Annotated in this window: 8 protein-coding genes; 7 read left to right on the top strand and 1 reads right to left on the bottom strand. The window is 73.6% G+C overall.

Annotation, left to right across the window (positions count from 1 at the left end; genetic code table 11):
• The first annotated feature begins 36 nt into the window (after positions 1 to 36).
• Both ABZX11_RS07125 and ABZX11_RS07120 read left to right on the top strand, forming a co-directional pair.
• Positions 37 to 612 carry a hypothetical protein gene (locus ABZX11_RS07125; protein ID WP_354910642.1) on the top strand — a complete coding sequence of 192 codons (576 nt, stop codon included), beginning with the start codon at positions 37 to 39 and terminating at the stop codon, positions 610 to 612.
• Between the two features lie 82 nt (positions 613 to 694).
• Positions 695 to 1,621: a hypothetical protein gene (locus ABZX11_RS07120; RefSeq protein ID WP_354910924.1), complete on the top strand. Its 927-nt coding sequence runs from the start codon at positions 695 to 697 to the stop codon at positions 1,619 to 1,621.
• Positions 1,622 to 1,669: 48 nt separating this feature from the next.
• On the opposite strand, the gene ABZX11_RS07115 is transcribed toward ABZX11_RS07120, so the two are convergent.
• Entirely contained in the window at positions 1,670 to 1,798 is a 129-nt protein-coding gene (locus ABZX11_RS07115; RefSeq protein ID WP_354910640.1) for a hypothetical protein, read from the bottom strand.
• Between the two features lie 307 nt (positions 1,799 to 2,105).
• Between ABZX11_RS07115 and ABZX11_RS07110 the strand changes: the two genes are divergently transcribed.
• The 5 genes from ABZX11_RS07110 (at position 2,106) to ABZX11_RS07090 (ending at position 19,737) form a co-directional block, all read left to right on the top strand.
• Positions 2,106 to 3,098 carry a Gfo/Idh/MocA family oxidoreductase gene (locus tag ABZX11_RS07110; RefSeq protein ID WP_354910639.1) on the top strand — a complete coding sequence of 331 codons (993 nt, stop codon included), beginning with the start codon at positions 2,106 to 2,108 and terminating at the stop codon, positions 3,096 to 3,098.
• Positions 3,095 to 3,874: a Gfo/Idh/MocA family oxidoreductase gene (locus ABZX11_RS07105; RefSeq protein ID WP_354910636.1), complete on the top strand. Its 780-nt coding sequence runs from the start codon at positions 3,095 to 3,097 to the stop codon at positions 3,872 to 3,874. The genes ABZX11_RS07110 and ABZX11_RS07105 overlap by 4 nt, the downstream gene beginning before the upstream one ends.
• 187 nt (positions 3,875 to 4,061) lie before the next feature.
• On the top strand, positions 4,062 to 4,277 hold the full coding sequence (locus tag ABZX11_RS07100; protein WP_176173316.1) for a DUF5988 family protein: 216 nt from the start codon (positions 4,062 to 4,064) through the stop codon (positions 4,275 to 4,277).
• A gap of 32 nt (positions 4,278 to 4,309) precedes the next feature.
• A complete protein-coding gene (locus ABZX11_RS07095; protein ID WP_354910634.1) occupies positions 4,310 to 5,500 on the top strand; it encodes a cytochrome P450 in 1,191 nt (396 codons plus the stop codon).
• Positions 5,501 to 5,541: 41 nt separating this feature from the next.
• Positions 5,542 to 19,737 (top strand): type I polyketide synthase, encoded by a 14,196-nt coding sequence (locus ABZX11_RS07090; RefSeq protein ID WP_354910632.1) that lies wholly within the window; start codon positions 5,542 to 5,544, stop codon positions 19,735 to 19,737.
• Positions 19,738 to 19,764 lie beyond the last annotated feature (27 nt).

The following is a 19,764-nucleotide window of genomic DNA, read 5'->3' as shown; positions in this document are numbered from 1 at the left end:
CGTGGATTTGATGACCGTTACCTACCCTGGAGTGTCATGAGCACGGACGAGCCGGCCGCCACGACGGTCGAGGAGGAGCCCTCGGCGAAACCGTCGAAGGACCCCTCGCGGATCCTGGTGCTCGGCGCCGGGGCGCTGGCGCTGGCCGCCCTGATCGCGGCGGCGATCTTCGGCATCCAGTGGTGGGTGGCCGAGAACGACGACAACGCCGCACTGGCGGCCTCGCGCGAGGCCGTCGTCAAGGCGGGGACGAACGCGCTCAAGGCCTACACCGAGGTCGACTACACCGACCTCGACGGCTTCTTCGCCCGGCAGAAGGCCGTGTCGGACGACAAGATGGCGCAGCAGATCGACCAGTCGGCGCCGACGTTCCGCAAAGCGCTCTCCGACGCCAAGACGAAGGTCACCACCGACGTCCAGGACATCGCCGTCGAGGAGCTCGACGACCACGAAGGCAAGGCCAGCTTCCTCGCCGCCATCGCCACCACCGTCACCCAGGGGGACAAGAGCAGCGCGAAGCCGCTGCGCCTCGAAGTGTCGATGACCCGGGTGGGCGATGACTGGAAGCTGTCCGGCATCGACAGCGTCCCGCTCGTCGCGGCCGGCCAATAGCGTCACCCAGAAGGAGCCTGCAGTGCCCCCCTCCCGCCGCCAGCCGCCGCGCAGCACCCCGACGCCGTCGCGGCGTCCCCGCGTGGCCGGGCTGCGCAAGCCTTCGACGGACGAGTCCGCGGCCGAGCGGACCGGTCAGCTGCCCGCCAAGCCGCGGCCGCGTCCTCGTCCGGCGCCCCGCCCGGTCGAGCCGGCCAGTGGGCAGCTGGACACGTCACCGGCCGAGGACACGCAGGTGTTCGCGGCGGTCGAACCCGCGGTCGAGGAGGAGCCGCAGGTCGATGCCCTGACGGGCGAACCGTCGGTGGAGGAGGAAGCTCCGCCGCGGCCGACGCCGCGCCGGAAGCAGCGGGACACCGGGATCGCGAAGCCGACCGAGGAAGCCGAGGTCGTCGCTTCGGAAGCGGAGCCGGCGAAGCCCGCGGGCTCGAAGGTGCCGAGGCCGTACCTGGTGGCAGGCGCGCTGGTGCTGGTCGCGCTGATCCTGGGCGGCCTGGCGTTCTGGTTCAAGTCCGAAGAGGTCAAGGTCTCCTCGGCGACGAGCAACACCGCGCTGCTGGACGTCGCGCGGACCGCGCAGGTCAAGGACGCCGTCTCGAAGGCGGCCGAAGCGCTGTTCTCCTACGACTTCAACAACATCAAGAAGACCGAGGACGCGGCGAACGACCTGCTCGCCAACGACGACGTCAAGGCCAAGTACAACTCGCTGATGGGCGAGGTGAAGCGGCTGGCGCCGGCCCAGAAGATGATCGTGACGTGCAAGGTGACCCGCGCGGCGGTGATCATGCTCAACGGCGACCTGGCGAAGGTGATGGTCTTCGTCGACCAGACCTCGACCCGCACGGACACGAAGAAGACGACCGCGGGCACCGCCCAGCTCCACCTGAACGCCCAGCTGCAGGGCGACAAGTGGAAGATCACCGACATGGACACCTACAACGCCCCGAAGGTCCCGGCGGCGTCGCAGGCCCCCGCGTCGGCACCGGCCTCCCCGTCGCCGTCGAAGTAGCCCGGTTCGGCCGGCCGGATCGGACGCGCGGCCCGAACCGGCCGGAAATCAGCTCGTGCGGAGAGCGAACCGCGCCTTGCGGGCCTGCCCGGCGATCTTCCGGTCCGGGCGTTTCGCTGCGGCGATCGCACCGACGACGGCCGCTTTGCCGCCGGGCAGAGCCAGTTCGGCGAGCACCACTCCGACCTCGTGCAGGGCGGCAAGACGCCTTCGCCGCGAACGGTCCGGGCGGCGGCCAACCGCACCCCTCACCAAGCCTGCCGCTTCGGCCCAGCGGGGCAGGAGGGTGGATCCGGTTTCGGCGTGCCGTCCAGCTCGCCGACGCACCACCGCCGAAGGTCGGCCGGCGCTCGGCCGGGGACGGCAGTTCCACGGGCGGCAGGGCGGGGAGTTCGCAGTCCTTACACATCGCCGCCGGTGTGGCAGGCCGAACTACCCACGTTGGTAATGGCTCGTACCGGGCGGTGTGGGCGAGTCTCGGTACGTGAAGACATCGCGGCCGCTCGAGGTGGCTCTCATCGGTGCGGGGCTGATCGCCCGGCTGCACCTGGAAGCGTGGCTGGGTGCCGGCGCTGTCGTGCGGGTGTACTCCGACGACGGGCGGGGCGTCGAGCTGGCGCGGGAGTTCGACGCGAAGGCCGCCGGCTCCCTGGAAGAGGCGCTCGACGGCGCTGACGCGGTCGACATCTGCACGCCGACCGCGAGCCACCACCAGATCGCCATGACGGCCATCGGCGCCGGTGTCGGTGTCGTGTGCGAGAAGCCGCTCGCGGCCAGTGCCGAAGAGGCCGAAGAGATCGTCGCCGCCGCCGAACAGGCGGGCGTGCGGCTCTACGCCGCCCACGACGTCCGGTTCGCCGCACCCTACGCGCGCCTGCACGAGCTCGTTGCGAGCGGGAAGCTGGGCGAGGGCGCGATCGGCCGGTTCTCCTTCTCCGCCTACCACCCGCGGCCCTGGACCGGGCACGCCTCCGCCCGCTCGGGCGGGATCCTGACCGACCAGCTGCTGCACGGCGCCGACCTCGCGCACTGGGTCTTCGGGGACGTCGTCCGCGTGCACGCCGCCTACCAGGGCGACATCGCCACCCCGGCCCCCGAGGGGGCCGTCGCCACCGGGACCGCCGTGCTCACCCACGCCAGCGGCGCCATCAGCCAGGTCGTGAGCCGGTGGACGGCGACGCCGCGGCCGCCCGTGCGGGTGGCCTTCCACGTGTCGGGGACCGGCGGGACGGTGAGCTACGACTCCGAGTGGCCCCAGGAGGTCCGGGTGGTCGACGGCCTGGCCGAAAACTTCGGGTACGGCGGGCCTTCGGTGTTCGCCACCGAGATGCGGGAGTTCGCCACGGCGTTCGCGGGCGGACCCGAACCGCGGATCGGGGCGAAGGACGCGCTGGCCGCCGTGCGGATCATCCACGCCGCCGCCGAGTCCGCGTGGACCGGGCGGGCCGTCGAACTGCCGGTGAGAGGAGCAGCGTGAAGGTCGCCATCCTGTCGTCCACGCCCGAGAGGTACGCCCGGGCGTTGCGCGGCCTGCCGGACGTCGAAATCGTGGCCACGGCGGGCTGGGACGCGTTCGAGCCGGTCCGGCAGGCGGCCGAGGCCGGGGCGCGGGTGCTGTGCGAATACCCGCCCGCGGCCAAGGAAGCCGACCTGGAGGCCGTGGTGGCCGCCGGCGGCGACCGGCTCACCTTCGCGTCCCCGGCCTGCCACGGCGAGGCGTTCGCGGTGGTGCGCAACGGAATCGCCGACGGCGGCATCGGGGAGCTCACGACGGTCCTCGGCTCGCTGACCACCAAAGCGGACGCGGTGCTGGGTGCCGCCGCGCCGTACCTGCTGGACCTGGCGGACGCCGTCCTCGGGGGCGAGCCCGCGCAGCAGGTGTACGCCCAGACCAACACCGTCCTCAATGGACGGCACGCGGAAAGCGCGGCGGTGCTGACCGTCCGGTACCGCAGCGGGCGGGTCGCATCGTTCGACTGCCGCCGCAGCGCGTCGGGAACGGGCCGTCCGGCCGTCACCTTCGTCGGGGACAAGGGGAGCGTGCAGTACGACGCCGGGCCGCGGCTGCTCGACGGCGACCGGGTTGAACTGGGCGGCGAAGACCTGGATGCGTTGCTGCTCAACGACTTCCTCGCGGACGGCGCCGGGACCGGTCCCGACGGCCGGGCCGCGCTGCGGACGTTCCGGATCGTCCAGGCGGCCTACGAATCGGCGCACACCGGCCAGCCCGTGGACCTGCCTCCCGAACCCTGACGGACGCCGAACCGAAGGGGCTTTCTCCTGTGCCACAGGGGAAAGCCCCTTTTCGTGTGGCCCGCGTGTGGTGCTCCAGGGCCCTACCAGAGTGAGGGATGTCGCTTTCCGGTGGCTCGCCTAGCCTGAATCGAGAACGAAAAGACTGTTCTGCGCTGGGAGATCCCCGAAACAGGTGGAGGCCGCGATGAGTGTTACGCAGGTGAAAATCGCGTTGGACGGCGGGCCGGCCGAACTGGCATCGGCGCACCGGAGTGTCGACGCTTCCGCGCTGGAGAACACGCTCAAGATCCGCCACGGGGCCGGGTACGAGCACTTCGTGCACGGCGGCGAGTTCCAGGCCGTCGACGGCTGCGACATCGCGGTCTTCCGCTGGTCGCACCGCACGAAGATCGCCGAATAAGAAACGCCGGAGCTCCCACGGGAAAGGTTTCCATGACCGACGCAATTTCGTTCGAGGTGCCGTGGGATCGGACCGACAAGTTCGACCCGCCCGCGGTGTTCGACTCTCTGCGCGAAGAGCGGCCGCTCGCGAAGATGGTTTACCCGGATGGGCACGTCGGCTGGATCGTCTCCAGCTACGAACTGGTCCGCGAGGTGCTCAGTGACCCGCGGTTCAGCCACAGCTGCGAGGTCGGCCACTTCCCGGTGACCCACCAGGGCCAGGTCATCCCGACCCACCCGCTGATCCCCGGCATGTTCATCCACATGGACCCGCCCGAGCACACCCGCTACCGCAAGCTGCTGACCGGTGAGTTCACCGTCCGCCGCACCAGCAGGCTGATCCCGCGCGTCGAGGCCGTGGCCGCCGAGCAGATCGAGGTCATGCGGGCCAAGGGTGCCCCGGCCGACATCGTGCTGGACTTCGCCAAGCCGCTGGTCCTGCGGATGCTGGGTGAGCTCGTCGGCCTGCCCTACGAGGAACGCGACCGGTATGTGCCCGCGGTGACCCTCCTGCACGACGCGGAAGCCGACCCGGCCGAGGCCGCGGCGGCCTACGAGGTGGCCGGGAAGTTCTTCGACGAGGTCATCGAGCGGCGGCGGCAGCAGCCCGCGGACGACCTGATCAGCTCGCTGGTCGGCGAGGACCTGACCCAGGAGGAGCTGCGCAACATCGTCACCCTGCTGCTGTTCGCGGGGTACGAGACCACCGAAGGCGCGCTGGCCACCGGCGTCTTCGCGCTGCTGCACCACACCGACCAGCTGGCGAAGCTGCGGGCGGAGCCGGCGAAGCTCGACGCCGCCATCGAGGAGCTGCTGCGCTACCTGACCGTCAACCAGTACCACACCTACCGCACCGCGCTGGAGGACCTGAAGCTCGACGGCGAGCTGGTCAAGAAGGGCGACACGGTGACGGTGTCGCTGCCCGCGGCCAACCGCGACCCGGAGAAGTTCGGCTGCCCGGCCGAGCTGGACATCGACCGCGACACCTCCGGTCACGTCGCCTTCGGGTTCGGCATCCACCAGTGCCTCGGCCAGAACCTGGCGCGCATCGAGCTGCGCGCGGGCTTCACGGCGCTCCTGCAGGCGTTCCCCGGCCTGCGGCTGGCCGTCCCGGCCGACGAGGTGCCGTTGCGGCTGAAGGGTTCCGTCTTCTCGGTGAAGAAGCTCCCCGTCTCCTGGTGAGCGGTTCTTCCCCCCGAACACCCGAAAGGATCTGCGGCACAGTGCGCACCGATCTCATCAAGCCACTTCACGTCGCACTCCTGGAGAACGCGACCCGTTTCGCGGACAAGCAGGCCTTCGCCGACGACCACCGGGCGGTGAGCTACGGCGAGCTCGAAGCGCGGACCCGCAGGCTGGCCGGGCACCTGGCCGTCCTCGGCGTCCGGCACGGGGACCGGGTGGCGATCTGCCTCGGCAACCGGGTGTCCACTGTGGAGAGTTACTACGCGGTCCTGCGGGCGGGCGGTGTCGGCGTGCCGCTCAACCCGGGTGCGGCGACGGCCGAGCTCGAGCACCCGCTGGCCGACAGCGGCGCCACCGTCGTCATCACCGACGCCGTGCAGGCGGCCCGGCTGCGGTTCGCGCCGCACGTCCGGCTGCTGGTGACCGGTGTGGACGTCCCGGCCGGTGCGCATTCGTACGACGAGCTCGCCGGCACCGAGCCGGCCGAGCCCGCGGCGGACGACCTCGGCCTCGACGAACCGGCCTGGATGTTCTACACGTCGGGCACGACCGGGCGGCCCAAGGGCGTCGTGTCGACCCAGCGCAACTGCCTGTGGTCCGTCGCCTCCTGCTACGTGCCGTTCCCCGGGCTGTCGGACGCCGACCGGGTGCTCTGGCCGCTGCCGCTGTTCCACAGTCTCTCCCACATCGCCTGCGTGCTCTCGGCGACCGTGGTCGGCGCGACCGTCCGGATCGTGGACGGCGGTTCGGCCGACGACGTCATGCGGGTGCTGCGGGCCGAGGACTCGACGTTCCTGGCCGGCGTGCCGACCACCCACCACCACCTGGTGCGGGCCGCCCGGCAGACCGGGTTCACCGCTCCGAGCCTGCGGATCGGCCTGGCCGGGGGCGCGGTCCTCGGCGCCGGGCTGCGGAGCGAGTTCGAAGAGACCTTCGGCGTGCCGCTGATCGACGCCTACGGCAGCACCGAAACCTGCGGGGCGATCACGATGAACCCGCCGGACGGGGCCCGGGTCGACGGCTCGTGCGGGCGGCCCGTGCCGGGTGTCGGCGTGCGGGTCGTCGACCCGGACACCGGCCTCGAGCGGCCCGCCGGCCAGGAGGGCGAGGTCTGGGTCAAGGGGCCGAACGTCATGCTCGGCTACCACAACGATCCGGAGGCGACCGCCGCGGCGATGGCCGACGGCTGGTTCCGCACCGGCGACCTGGCCCGCCGCGACGACGACGGCTACTTCACCATTTGCGGCCGGATCAAGGAGCTCGTCATCCGGGGCGGGGCGAACATCCACCCCGGCGAGGTCGAGGCGGTCCTGCGGACGGCCGACGGGGTCGCCGACGTGGCGGTCGGCGGCGTGCCGCACGAGTCCCTCGGCGAAGTGCCGGTCGCGTACGTGATCCCCGGGCCGTCCGGGTTCGACGCGGGCGCGCTGATCGAGCGGTGCCGCGAACAGCTGTCCGCCTACAAGGTGCCGGAACGGATCGTCGAGGTCGCCCGCATCCCGCGGACGGCGTCCGGCAAGGTCCGGCGGGGCCTGCTGGCCGACGAGCCCGGCGAGCTGCGGTACGCCGCGGCCGAGCACGAGGAGGAGTCCCGGCACGCCGACGAGGCGGTCGCCGCGGAGCTGCGCGCGAGACTGTCCGGAATGGACGAGCGGGCGCAGGGCGCACTCCTCGAAGACCTCGTCCGCACCCAGGCGGCCGACGTCCTGGGCCAGGCCGTCCCGGCCGGGCGCGCGTTCCGCGACCTCGGGTTCACCTCGCTGGCCATCGTCGAGCTGCGCAACCGGCTGACCGAGCACACCGGGTTATGGCTGCCGGCCAGCGCCGTCTTCGACCACCCGACTCCCGCGGCGCTCGCCGCCCGCGTCCGCGCCGAACTGCTCGGGCTCACCCAGGCCGTCGCCGAGCCGGTGGCGGCCGCCGACCCGGACGAGCCGATCGCCATCGTCGGGATGGCCTGCCGGCTGCCCGGTGGCGTGGCTTCCCCGGAAGACCTGTGGCGGCTGGTCGCCGAGCGCGTCGACGCCGTTTCGGACTTCCCGGACGACCGCGGCTGGGACCTCGACGGCCTGATCGACCCGGACCGGGAACGCGCCGGGACGTCGTACGTCGGCCAGGGCGGGTTCCTGCACGACGCCGGGCAGTTCGACGCGGGCTTCTTCGGGATCTCGCCGCGCGAGGCGGTCGCGATGGACCCGCAGCAGCGGCTGCTGCTGGAGACGTCCTGGGAAGCACTGGAGAACGCCGGGGTCGACCCCACCGCGTTGCAGGGCACCGACACCGGCGTGTTCTCCGGCCTGATGGGCCAGGGTTACGGGGCCGGCGCGGCCGAGCCCGAGCTCGAAGGATTCGTCACGACCGGCGTCGCGGCGAGCGTGGCCTCGGGCCGCGTCTCGTACGTGCTGGGCTTGGAGGGCCCGGCGGTCACCGTGGACACGGCGTGCTCGTCTTCGCTGGTCGCGATGCACCTGGCGGCGCAGGCGCTGCGGCAGGGCGAGTGCTCGATGGCGCTCGCCGGCGGGGTCACCGTGATGGCCACGCCCGGCTCGTTCGTCGAGTTCTCCCGGCAGCGCGCGCTGGCGCCCGACGGGCGGTGCAAGGCGTTTGCATCGGCGGCCGACGGGACCGGCTGGTCCGAGGGCGTCGGCGTGGTCGTGCTGGAGCGGCTCTCGGTGGCCCGCGAGCGCGGCCACCGGGTGCTGGCGGTCGTGCGCGGCAGCGCGGTCAACCAGGACGGCGCGTCCAACGGGCTCACCGCGCCGAACGGCCTCTCGCAGCAGCGGGTCATCCGCCGCGCGCTGGCCGCGGCCGGGCTGGCACCGTCCGATGTGGACGCCGTCGAGGCGCACGGCACCGGGACCACCCTGGGTGACCCGATCGAGGCCCAAGCCCTGCTGGCGACCTACGGGCAGGAGCGGGCGCAGCCGCTGTGGCTCGGCTCGCTGAAGTCGAACATCGGCCACGCGCAGGCGGCGGCCGGGGTCGCCGGGGTCATCAAGATGGTGCAGGCGCTGCGGCACGAGGTCCTTCCGCCGACGCTGCACGTCGACAAACCGACTCGCGAGGTGGACTGGTCCGCCGGTGCCGTCGAGCTGCTGACCGAGAGCCGGGACTGGCCGCGCGGCGACCGGCCGCGCCGGGCCGGGGTCTCCTCGTTCGGCGTCAGCGGGACCAACGCGCACCTGATCATCGAGGAAGCTCCCGCCGAAGAGCCGGTGGCCACCCCGGAGGCCCCGGTGGTGCCGCTGGTGGTGTCGGCGCGCAGCACGGAGGCGCTGTCCGGGCAGGCCGAGCGGCTGGCGGCCCTGCTGGAGGGGGACGTCTCGCTGACCGAGGTGGCCTCCGCGCTGGTGTCACGTCGGGCGGTGCTGGACGAGCGCGCGGTCGTCGTGGCCGGGTCGCGGGCGGAAGCCGTGGCCGGGCTGCGAGCGCTGGACCCGGCCGGTGCCGGGACACCGGGCAAGCTCGTGTGGGTGTTCCCCGGGCAGGGGACGCAGTGGGCCGGGATGGGCCGGGAGCTGCTGGACGCGTCCCCGGTGTTCGCCGAGCGGATCGCGGAGTGCGCGGCGGCGCTTGAGCCGTGGATCGACTGGTCCCTGGTGGACGTTCTGCGGGGCGAGGGCGACCTGGACCGGGTCGACGTGCTGCAGCCCGCGTGCTTCGCGGTGATGGTCGGGCTGGCCGCCGTCTGGGAGTCCGTCGGGGTGCGGCCGGACGCCGTCGTCGGGCACTCGCAGGGCGAGATCGCGGCCGCTTGTGTGTCGGGTGCGCTGTCGCTGGCGGACGCGGCGAAGGTGGTGGCCCTGCGCAGCCAGGCCATCGCGGCGGAACTCTCCGGTCGCGGTGGGATGGCGTCGGTCGCCTTGGGCGAGGACGAAGTGACCCCGAAGCTGGCGGACGGGGTCGAGGTCGCCGCGGTCAACGGGCCGTCCTCGGTCGTCATCGCGGGTGACGCCGACGCCCTCGACCGGACGCTGGAAGCGTTGTCGCGCGAGGGAATCCGCGTGCGGCGGGTGGCGGTGGACTACGCCTCCCACACCCGGCACGTCGAAGACATCCGCGGCACCTTGGCCGAGACCCTCGCCGGGATCACCGCGCAGGCCCCGGCGGTGCCGTTCTACTCCACCGTCACGAGCGAGTGGATCCGTGACGCCGGCGTCCTGGACGGCGGCTACTGGTACCGCAACCTGCGCAACCAGGTCCGGTTCGGCGCGGCCGCGGCGGCGCTGCTCGAGCAGGGCCACACGGTGTTCGTCGAGGTCAGCGCGCACCCGGTGACGGTTCAGCCCTTGAGCGAGCTGACCGGGGACGCGATCGGGACGTTGCGGCGTGAAGACGGTGGCCTGCGCCGGTTGCTGAGCTCGATGGGCGAACTGTTCGTCCGCGGCATCGACGTGGACTGGACCGCGGTGGTCCCCGCCGCCGGCTGGGTGGACCTGCCGACCTACGCCTTCGACCACCGGCACTACTGGCTCGAGCAGGCCGAACCGGCGTCGGCGGGCGACCCGCTCCTGGGCACGCTCGTCAGCACGCCCGGTTCCGGCCGCCTCACGGCCGTGGCCCGGTGGACGCGGCGGGCCCACCCCTGGGCGACCGACGGCCTGCTCCCGAACGCGGTGCTGGTCGAGGCGGCCATCCGGCTCGGCGACCTCGCGGCCACGCCCTTCCTCGCCGAACTGACCGTCGACGTGCCCGTGGTGCTGCCGCGGCGCGGTGGCCGGGACGTCCAGCTGGTCGTCGGCGAGCCCGGCGAACAGGGACAGCGGCCGATCGAGGTCTTCTCGCGCGAGGCCGACGAACCGTGGACGGGGCACGCCCACGGCACGCTTGCTCCCGTCGCCGCCGAGGCGGAAGGCCCGGCGGCGGCGGGAGACGCCATCGACGTCACCGTGGCCGGCCTGCGCGACGCGGATCGGTACGGCATCCACCCCGCCCTGCTGGACGCCGCCGTCCGCACGGTCGTCGGCGACGACCTGGTCCCGTCCGTCTGGACCGGGGTGTCCCTGCTGGCCGCCGGGGCCACCACCGTCACGTGCACGCCGACGGCGACCGGGCTGCGGCTGGCCGACCCCACCGGGCAGCCCGTCCTGACCGTCGAATCCGTGCGGGGCACGCTGTTCGCCGCCGGACTGCAGGCCACTGACTCGCTGTTCCGCGTCGAGTGGCCGGAAATCCCGCTGCCCGCCGCCGGTGAGACCGGCTTCGTGACGTGCGAAGCCACGTCGGCCGAGGAGACGCTGGCCGAGCTCCAGACCTTTCTTGCGGGTCCCGTGGACACCCGGCTGGCCGTGCTCACCGGGGACGGCGACGAACCCGGCGTGGCCGCGATCTGGGGCCTGGTGCGCTCGGCGCAGTCCGAGCACCCGGGCCGGATCGTGCTCGCCGACCTCGACGACCGCTCCGCGCTGCCCGCCGTGGTGGCGAGCGGCGAACCCCAGGTCCGGGTGCGCGACGGCGTCGCTTCGGTGCCGCGGCTGGCCCGGGTGACGCCCGAGCGGGACGCGCGGCCGCTCGATCCCGAGGGGACCGTCCTGGTCACCGGCGGCACCGGCACGCTCGGCGCGCTGACCGCCCGGCACCTCGTCACCGCGCACGGCGTCCGGCACCTCGTGCTGGTCAGCCGCCGCGGCGAGGCTCCCGAACTCCACGACGAACTGACCGCGCTCGGCGCGTCCGTGACCATCGCCGCGTGTGACGTGGCGGACCGGGCCCAGCTCGAAGCCGTGCTGGCGGCGATCCCGGCCGAGCACCCGCTCACCGCCGTGATCCACACCGCCGGGGTGCTGGCCGACGGCGTCGTCACCGAACTGACCCCGGACCGGCTCGCCACCGCGCGGCGGCCGAAGGCCGACGCCGCCCGGCTCCTCGACGAGCTCACCCGGGACGCCGACCTCGCCGCGTTCGTGCTGTTCTCCTCGGCCGCGGGCGTGCTGGGCAACCCCGGCCAGGCCGGGTACGCGGCGGCCAACGCCGAACTGGACGCGCTGGCCCGCGAGCGGAACCGCCGCGGCCTGCCGTCGGTGTCCATCGCCTGGGGCTACTGGGCGGCGGTCAGCGGGATGACCGAGCACCTGGGTGCCGCCGACCTGCGGCGCAACCAGCGGGTCGGCATGTCCGGCCTGCCCGCCGACGAGGGCATGGTGCTGCTGGACGCGGCCATCGGCACCGGAGGGGCGCTGGTGGCGGCCAAGTTCGACGTGGCCGCGTTGCGGGCGACGGCGAAGTCCGGCGGCCCGGTCCCGCCCCTGCTGCGCGGCCTGGCCCCGCTGCCGCGCCGGACGGCGGCCAAGACGGCGTCGCTGACCGAGCGGCTCGCCGGGCTGGGCGACGCCGAGCGGACCGCAGCCCTGCTCGACCTGGTCCGCCGGCACGCCGCCGAGGTGCTCGGCCACGCCGATGCCACCTCCGTCCACTCCGGACGGACGTTCAAGGACGCCGGCTTCGACTCGCTGACCGCGGTCGAACTGCGCAACCGCCTCGCCGCCGCGACCGGGCTCACCTTGTCCCCGGCGATGATCTTCGACTACCCGAAGCCCCCGGCGCTCGCGGACCACCTGCGCACCAAGCTCTTCGGCGAAGCCGCACCCCGCCGGGCCGAGATCGGCACCGCGGCGGTGGACGAGCCGATCGCGATCGTCGCGATGGCCTGCCGGTTCCCCGGTGGCGTGCACAGCCCCGAGGACCTCTGGCGGCTGGTCGCCGACGGCGTCGACGCCGTCACCGAGTTCCCCGCCGACCGCGGCTGGGACACCGAGCGGCTCTACCACGAAGACCCCGACCACGAAGGCACCACGTACGTCCGGCACGGCGCCTTCCTCGACGACGCCGCCGGGTTCGACGCCGCCTTCTTCGGCATTTCACCGAACGAGGCGCTCGCGATGGACCCGCAGCAGCGGCTGCTGCTGGAGACGTCCTGGGAGCTGTTCGAGCGGGCCGCGATCGACCCGGCCACCCTGGCCGGGCAGGACATCGGCGTGTTCGCCGGCGTCAACAGCCACGACTACAGCGTGCGGATGCACCACGCCGCCGGTGTCGAGGGCTTCCGGCTCACCGGCGGCTCGGCGAGCGTCCTCTCCGGCCGCGTCGCCTACCACTACGGCGTCGAAGGCCCGGCCGTCACGGTCGACACCGCCTGCTCGTCTTCCCTGGTGGCGCTGCACATGGCGGTGCAGGCGCTGCAGCGCGGCGAGTGCTCGATGGCCCTCGCGGGCGGCGTGATGGTGATGGGCACGGTCGAGACGTTCGTCGAGTTCTCGCGGCAGCGCGGGCTGGCCCCCGACGGCCGGTGCAAGGCGTTCGCCGACGCCGCCGACGGCACCGGCTGGTCCGAGGGGGTCGGCCTGCTCCTGGTGGAGCGGCTGTCCGAAGCCCGCCGTCGCGGGCACCAGGTGCTGGCCGTGGTCCGCGGGTCGGCGGTCAACTCCGACGGCGCGTCCAACGGCCTGACCGCCCCGAACGGCCCGTCCCAGCAGCGGGTGATCCGCAAGGCGCTGGCCGCCGCCGGACTGTCCACTTCGGACGTCGACGCGGTGGAGGCGCACGGCACCGGGACCACCCTCGGCGACCCGATCGAGGCCGAGGCGCTGCTCGCCACCTACGGGCAGGACCGCGAGCGGCCGCTGTGGCTCGGGTCGGTGAAGTCGAACCTCGGGCACACGCAGGCCGCGGCGGGGGTCGCCGGCGTGATCAAGATGGTGATGGCCATGCGCCACGGCGTCCTGCCCAGGACGCTGCACGTCGACCGGCCGTCGTCCCACGTGGACTGGACGGCGGGGGCGGTGGAACTGCTCACCGAAGCCCGCGAGTGGCCCGCTGACGGCCGTCCGCGCCGGGCCGGGGTGTCCTCCTTCGGCATCGGCGGCACCAACGCGCACGTCGTCCTCGAAGAAGTCCCCGAGCCGGTCACCGCGGCGAAGCCGGAGCCGGAAGCGTTCCTCGTGCCGGTGGTCCTCTCGGCGAAGACGGCGGCCGCGCTGCGCGGCCAGGCCGAGCGGCTCGCCGGGTTCCTCGGCGAGCGGCCCGACGTCCGGGTCGTCGACGTCGCCCACGCGCTCGCCACCACCCGCGCCCGGCTCGACCACGGGGCCGTCGTCCTGGCCTCCGGCCGGGACCGGCTCCGCGGCGACCTCGCCGCCTTCGGCCCGGGTGTGGTGACCGGGACGCCGGTCGACGGCAAGCTGGCCGTCCTCTTCACCGGCCAGGGCAGCCAGTGGGCCGGGATGGGCCGCGAGCTCGCCGAGACGTTCCCCGTCTTCCGCGACGCCTTCGAGGCCGCGTGCGCCGCGGTGGACGCGCACCTGGGCGGACGTCCGCTGCGCGAGGTCGTCTTCGGCGACGGCGCCGAGCTGGACCGGACGATGTACACCCAGGGCGCGCTGTTCGCCGTGGAGACCGCGCTGTTCCGGCTCTTCGAGTCCTGGGGCGTGCGGCCCGACCTCCTCGCCGGCCACTCGATCGGCGAACTCGCCGCCGCGCACGTCTCCGGTGTGCTGGACCTGGCCGAGGCGGGCGAACTGGTCGCCGCGCGCGGCCGGCTGATGCAGGCGCTGCCCGCGGGTGGCGCGATGGTCGCCGTCCAGGCGACCGAGGACGAGGTCGCGCCGCTGCTCGGCGACGCCGTCTGCGTCGCCGCGATCAACGGCCCGGACGCGATCGTGCTCTCGGGCGCCGAGGACGCCGTGCTGGCCGTCGCCGCCGAGCTGGCGGAGCGCGGCCGCAAGACGAAGCGGCTGACCGTCAGCCACGCCTTCCACTCGCCGCTCATGGAACCGATGCTCGACGAGTTCCGCGCGGTCGCGGAGCGCCTGACCTACCGGGCCGGTGTGCTGCCCGTCGTCTCGACGCTGACCGGGGAAATCGCGCCGCTCGACAGCCCGGGCTACTGGGTCGATCAGGTGCGCAACGCCGTGCGGTTCGGCGACGCGGTCACCGAGCTGAAGGCCCAGGGCGCGTCGACGTTCCTGGAGCTCGGCCCGGGTGGAGCACTGGCCGCGATGGCGCTCGGCACGCTCGGTGGCTCGGAGCAGAGCTGCGTCGCCACCCTGCGCAAGAACGGCGCCGAGGCCCCCGACGTGCTGACCGCGCTCGCCGAGCTGCACGTCCGCGGCGTGGCCGTGGACTGGACGGCGCTGCTCGGCGAGCCGGGTGCGGCGGTCGGGACCGTGCTGCCCACCTACGCGTTCCAGCACCAGCGCTTCTGGGTCGGCACCGACGACACCGACCTGACTCCGCCCCCGGCGGAACCGGTCGCGGCCCGCTCGGTCGAAGACGTGCTGGAGCTGGTCCGGGAGAGCGCCGCGGTCGTGCTCGGGCACCGGGACGCGAACGCGTTCGACCTCGACCGGTCCTTCAAGGACCACGGGTTCGACTCGCTCAGCGCGATCAAGCTGCGCAACCGCCTGCGTGACTTCACCGGGGTCGAGCTGCCCAGCACGCTGATCTTCGACTACCCGAACCCGGCCGTCCTCGCGGACCACCTGAAGGCCGAACTCGACGGCGAGCGCCCCGCGGCGCCGGTCGTGGTGGCCCGGGACGTCTCCGACGAGCCGATCGCGATCGTCGGCATGAGCACCCGGCTGCCCGGCGGTGCGGACAGCCCCGAGGAGCTGTGGCGGCTCGTCGCCGAAGGGCGGGACGCGATCTCCGGCTTCCCGGTCGACCGCGGCTGGGACCTCGACGGCCTCTACCACCCGGACCCGGCCCACGCCGGCACGAGCTACACCCGCTCGGGCGGCTTCCTGCACGACGCGGCCCAGTTCGACGCCGGGCTCTTCGGGATCTCGCCGCGTGAAGCGCTGGCCATGGACCCGCAGCAGCGGCTGCTGCTGGAGACGTCGTGGGAGGCACTGGAACGCGCGGGCGTCGACCCGCTGTCCGCGCGCGGGTCCGACGTCGGCGTCTTCACCGGGATCGTCCACCACGACTACGTGACCCGGCTGCGCGAAGTGCCCGAAGACGTCCAGGGCTACACGATGACCGGCACCGCTTCGAGCGTGGCGTCCGGCCGGGTGGCCTACACCTTCGGCTTCGAGGGGCCCGCGGTCACGGTGGACACCGCGTGCTCGTCGTCGCTGGTGGCCATCCACCTGGCGGCGCAGGCGCTGCGCCAGGGCGAGTGCTCGATGGCACTGGCCGGCGGGGCGACCGTGATGGCCAGCCCGGACGCCTTCCTCGAGTTCTCCCGCCAGCGCGGCCTGTCCGCCGACGGCCGGTGCAAGGCGTACGCGGAGGGCGCGGACGGCACGGGCTGGGCCGAGGGCGTCGGGGTGGTCGTCCTCGAACGGCTGTCGGTGGCGCAGGAGCGGGGCCACCGCGTGCTCGCCGTCCTGCGGGGCAGCGCGGTGAACCAGGACGGCGCGTCCAACGGCCTCACGGCCCCGAACGGACCTTCACAGCAGCGGGTGATCCTCGGCGCACTGGCCAGTGCCGGGCTCGCACCGTCCGATGTGGACGTCGTGGAGGGGCACGGGACCGGCACGGCGCTGGGCGACCCGATCGAGGTCCAGGCGCTGCTGGCCACCTACGGGCAGGACCGCGAGACGCCGCTGTGGCTCGGCTCGCTGAAGTCGAACATCGGGCACACGCAGGCCGCCGCCGGGGTGGTCGGCGTGATCAAGATGGTCATGGCCATGCGCCACGGCGTCATGCCGGCCACCCTGCACGCCGACGAGCGCACGAGCCAGGTCGACTGGTCCGCGGGCGCGATCGAGGTCCTCGCCGAGGCACGGGAGTGGCCGCGCACCGGCCGTCCGCGCCGCGCGGGTGTGTCCTCCTTCGGCGCCAGCGGCACGAACGCGCACCTGATCATCGAGGAAGGCCCCGCCGAAGAACCCCCGGTGGACGAGACGGCTTCCGTGGTGCCTCTGGTGGTTTCCGCGCGCAGCACCGGCTCGCTCGCCGGGCAGGCCGGCCGGCTGGCGGCGTTCCTCGACGGCGACGTCTCGCCGGCGGGCGTGGCCGGGACCCTGGTTTCGAGCCGCGCCACGCTGAACGAGCGCGCGGTCGTCATCGCGGGCTCCCGCGACGAGGCCAAGGACGGCCTGCAGGCACTGGCCCGCGGCGAGAACGCGCCCGGCGTGGTGACCGGCACCGCGGGCAAGCCGGGCAAGGTCGTCTGGGTGTTCCCCGGCCAGGGTTCGCAGTGGACCGGCATGGGCCGGGAGCTCCTGGACACCTCGCCGGTGTTCGCCGAGCGGATCAAGGAATGCGCCTCCGCGCTGGAGCCGTGGACCGACTGGTCGCTGCTCGACGTGCTGCGCGGCGACGCCGACCTGCTGGACCGCGTCGACGTGGTGCAGCCGGCCGGCTTCGCGATGATGGTCGGCCTCGCCGCCGTGTGGACCTCCCTCGGCGTGGTCCCGGACGCGGTGCTGGGCCACTCCCAGGGCGAGATCGCCGCGGCCTGCGTCTCCGGAGCGTTGTCACTGGACGACGCGGCGAAGGTGGTCGCGTTGCGCAGCCAGGCGATCGCCGCCGAACTGGCCGGGCGCGGCGGGATGGCGTCGGTCGCGTTGAGCGAGGAAGACGCCCTCGCGCGGCTGGTGCCGTGGGCGGACCGGGTCGAGGTGGCCGCGGTCAACAGCCCGTCTTCGGTCGTGATCGCGGGCGACGCCGAGGCGCTCGACCAGGCCCTCGAAGCGCTGTCCGGCGACGGCGTCCGCGTGCGGCGGGTCGCGGTGGACTACGCCTCGCACACCCGGCACGTCGAGGCCATCGCCGGCACCCTGGACCGGACCCTGGCCGGGCTCAGCCCGCAGGAACCGGCGATCCCGTTCTACTCCACCGTTCTCGGCGCGTGGCTCGAAGACGCCGTCGTCGACGGCGGCTACTGGTACCGGAACCTGCGGCAGCAGGTGCGGTTCGGCCCGTCGGCGGCCGAGCTGGCCGGGCCGGGGCACACGGTGTTCGTCGAGATCAGCGCCCACCCGGTGCTGGTCCAGCCACTCAGCGAACTCGGCGACGACGCCGTGGTGAGCGGAACCCTCCGCCGTGACGACGGCGGGCTCCGGCGCCTGCTGACCTCGGCGGCCGAGCTCCACGTCCGCGGCGTGGCCGTGGACTGGACCGCGGCGCTGCCCACGGCCGGCCGGGTCGACCTGCCGACGTACGCCTTCGACCGGCGCCACTTCTGGCTCCACGAAGCCGAAACCACCGGGACCGAGGCGGGCGGAGGCGCGGACGGCGAGTTCTGGACCGCGATCGAACAGTCCGATGTGGACAGCCTGGCCGAGCTGCTCGACCTGGTGCCGGAACAGCGCGGCGCGCTCAGCACCGTCGTGCCGGTGCTCGCCGAGTGGCGGGACCGGCGCCGGGAACGCTCGACCGCGGAGAAACTGCGCTACCAGGTCACCTGGCAGCCCCTCGAACGCGAAGCCACCGGTGTGCCCGGTGGGCGCTGGCTGGCCGTCGTCCCGGCCGGCACCTCCGGCGCGCTCCTGGACGAGCTGACCGCCCAGGGCCTCGACCTCGTCCGGCTGGAGGTCGGCGGAACCGCGCGGGAGCAGCTCGCCGAGCGGGTGCGGGGTGTCCTGGCCGAGCACGACCTCACCGGCGTGCTGTCCCTGCTCGCGCTCGACGGCGGGCCCGCGGACGCGACCGAGATCACCGCGTCGACGCTCGCGCTGGTCCAGGCGCTGGGCGACAGAGGCGTCGCCGCGCCGCTGTGGTGCCTCACCTCCGGCGCGGTGAACATCGGCATCCAGGACGCCGTCACCGCACCCGCCCAGGCGGCCGTCTGGGGCCTCGGCCGCGCCGTCGCACTGGAACGCCTCGACCGGTGGGGCGGCCTGATCGACCTGCCGGCCGCGATCGACGCGCGCACGGCCCAGGCCCTGCTCGGCGTGCTCAACGGCGCCGGCGGGGAAGACCAGCTCGCGGTCCGGCGGTCGGGCGGCTACCGCAGGCGGCTGGTCCGCAAGCCGGTGCCGGAGTCCGCTTCGGGCAAGTGGGAACCGCGGGGCACGGTCCTGGTGACCGGCGGCGCCGAAGGGCTCGGCAGGCACGCCTCGGTCTGGCTCGCGCAGGCGGGCGCCGAGCGGCTCATCGTCACCGGCCACGAGGGTGCCGAGGACCTGCGGGCCGAGCTCGCCGGGTTCGGCACCACCGTCGAGTTCTGCGACGGCACCGACCGGGACGCGATCGCGCGGCTGGTGGCCGAGGCCGAGGTGACCGCCGTGGTGCACGCGGCCGACATCGCCCAGACCAGCTCCGTCGACGACACCGGGCGGGCCGACCTCGACGAGGTGTTCGGCGCCAAGGTGACCACCGCGGTGTGGCTGGACCAGCTCTTCGAGGACACCCCGCTCGACGCCTTCGTCGTGTTCTCCTCGATCGCGGGCATCTGGGGCGGCGGCGGCCAGGGCCCGGCGGGTGCGGCCAACGCCGTCCTCGACGCCCTGGTCGAATGGCGCCGGGCCCGCGGCCTGAAGGCGACGTCGATCGCCTGGGGTGCCCTGGACGAGATCGGCATCGGCATGGACGAAGCCGCCCTCGCCCAGCTGCGCCGCCGCGGTGTGCTCCCGATGGCGCCGCCGCTGGCCGTCACCGCGATGGTGCAGGCCGTCGCCGGCAACGAAAAGGCCGTCGCGGTGGCCGACATGGACTGGGGTGCCTTCATCCCCGCGTTCACCTCGGTCCGGCCCAGCCCGCTGTTCGCCGACCTGCCCGAAGCGAAGGCGATCCTCCAGGCCGCGCAGGACGACGGCGCCGACGGCGACACCGCGGCGTCGCTCGCGGATTCGCTGCGGGCGGTCCCGGACGCCGAGCAGAACCGCATCCTGCTGAAGCTGGTCCGCGGGCACGCCTCGACCGTGCTCGGCCACAGCGGTGCCGAGGCCATCGGCCCGCGGCAGGCGTTCCAGGAGGTCGGCTTCGACTCGCTGGCCGCGGTCAACCTCCGCAACAGCCTGCACGCGGCCACCGGGCTGAAGCTGCCCGCGACGCTGATCTTCGACTACCCCACCCCGGAGGCGCTGGTCGGCTACCTGCGCGTCGAGCTGCTCCGGGAAGCCGACGACGGCCTGGACGGGCGCGAGGACGACCTCCGGCGGGTGCTCGCGGCCGTGCCGTTCGCCCGGTTCAAGGAAGCGGGCGTCCTGGACACCCTGCTCGGCCTGGCCGACGCCGAAGCCGGTCCGGAGCCGGAGGTCCCCGGACCGGCTGCCGGCGACGCAGAACTGATCGACGCACTGGACATCTCCGGTCTCGTGCAACGGGCCCTCGGGCAGACGAGCTGACCGCCGATGGCGAACGAATCGTGGAGG

Origin of the sequence: Amycolatopsis sp. NPDC004169, from assembly GCF_040610315.1 — a bacterium.
GTDB lineage: Bacteria > Actinomycetota > Actinomycetes > Mycobacteriales > Pseudonocardiaceae > Amycolatopsis.
The sequence above is the reverse complement of the archived record's forward strand: the minus strand, read 5'-3'. Positions and strand labels throughout refer to the sequence as shown.

What these genes read in the sequence shown, in the direction of transcription:
- ABZX11_RS07095 (WP_354910634.1), top strand. Translation starts at nt 4,310, where the DNA reads ATGACCGACGCAATTTCGTTCGAGGTGCCGTGGGATCGGACCGACAAG.
- ABZX11_RS07125 (WP_354910642.1), top strand. Translation starts at nt 37, where the DNA reads ATGAGCACGGACGAGCCGGCCGCCACGACGGTCGAGGAGGAGCCCTCG.
- ABZX11_RS07100 (WP_176173316.1), top strand. Translation starts at nt 4,062, where the DNA reads ATGAGTGTTACGCAGGTGAAAATCGCGTTGGACGGCGGGCCGGCCGAA.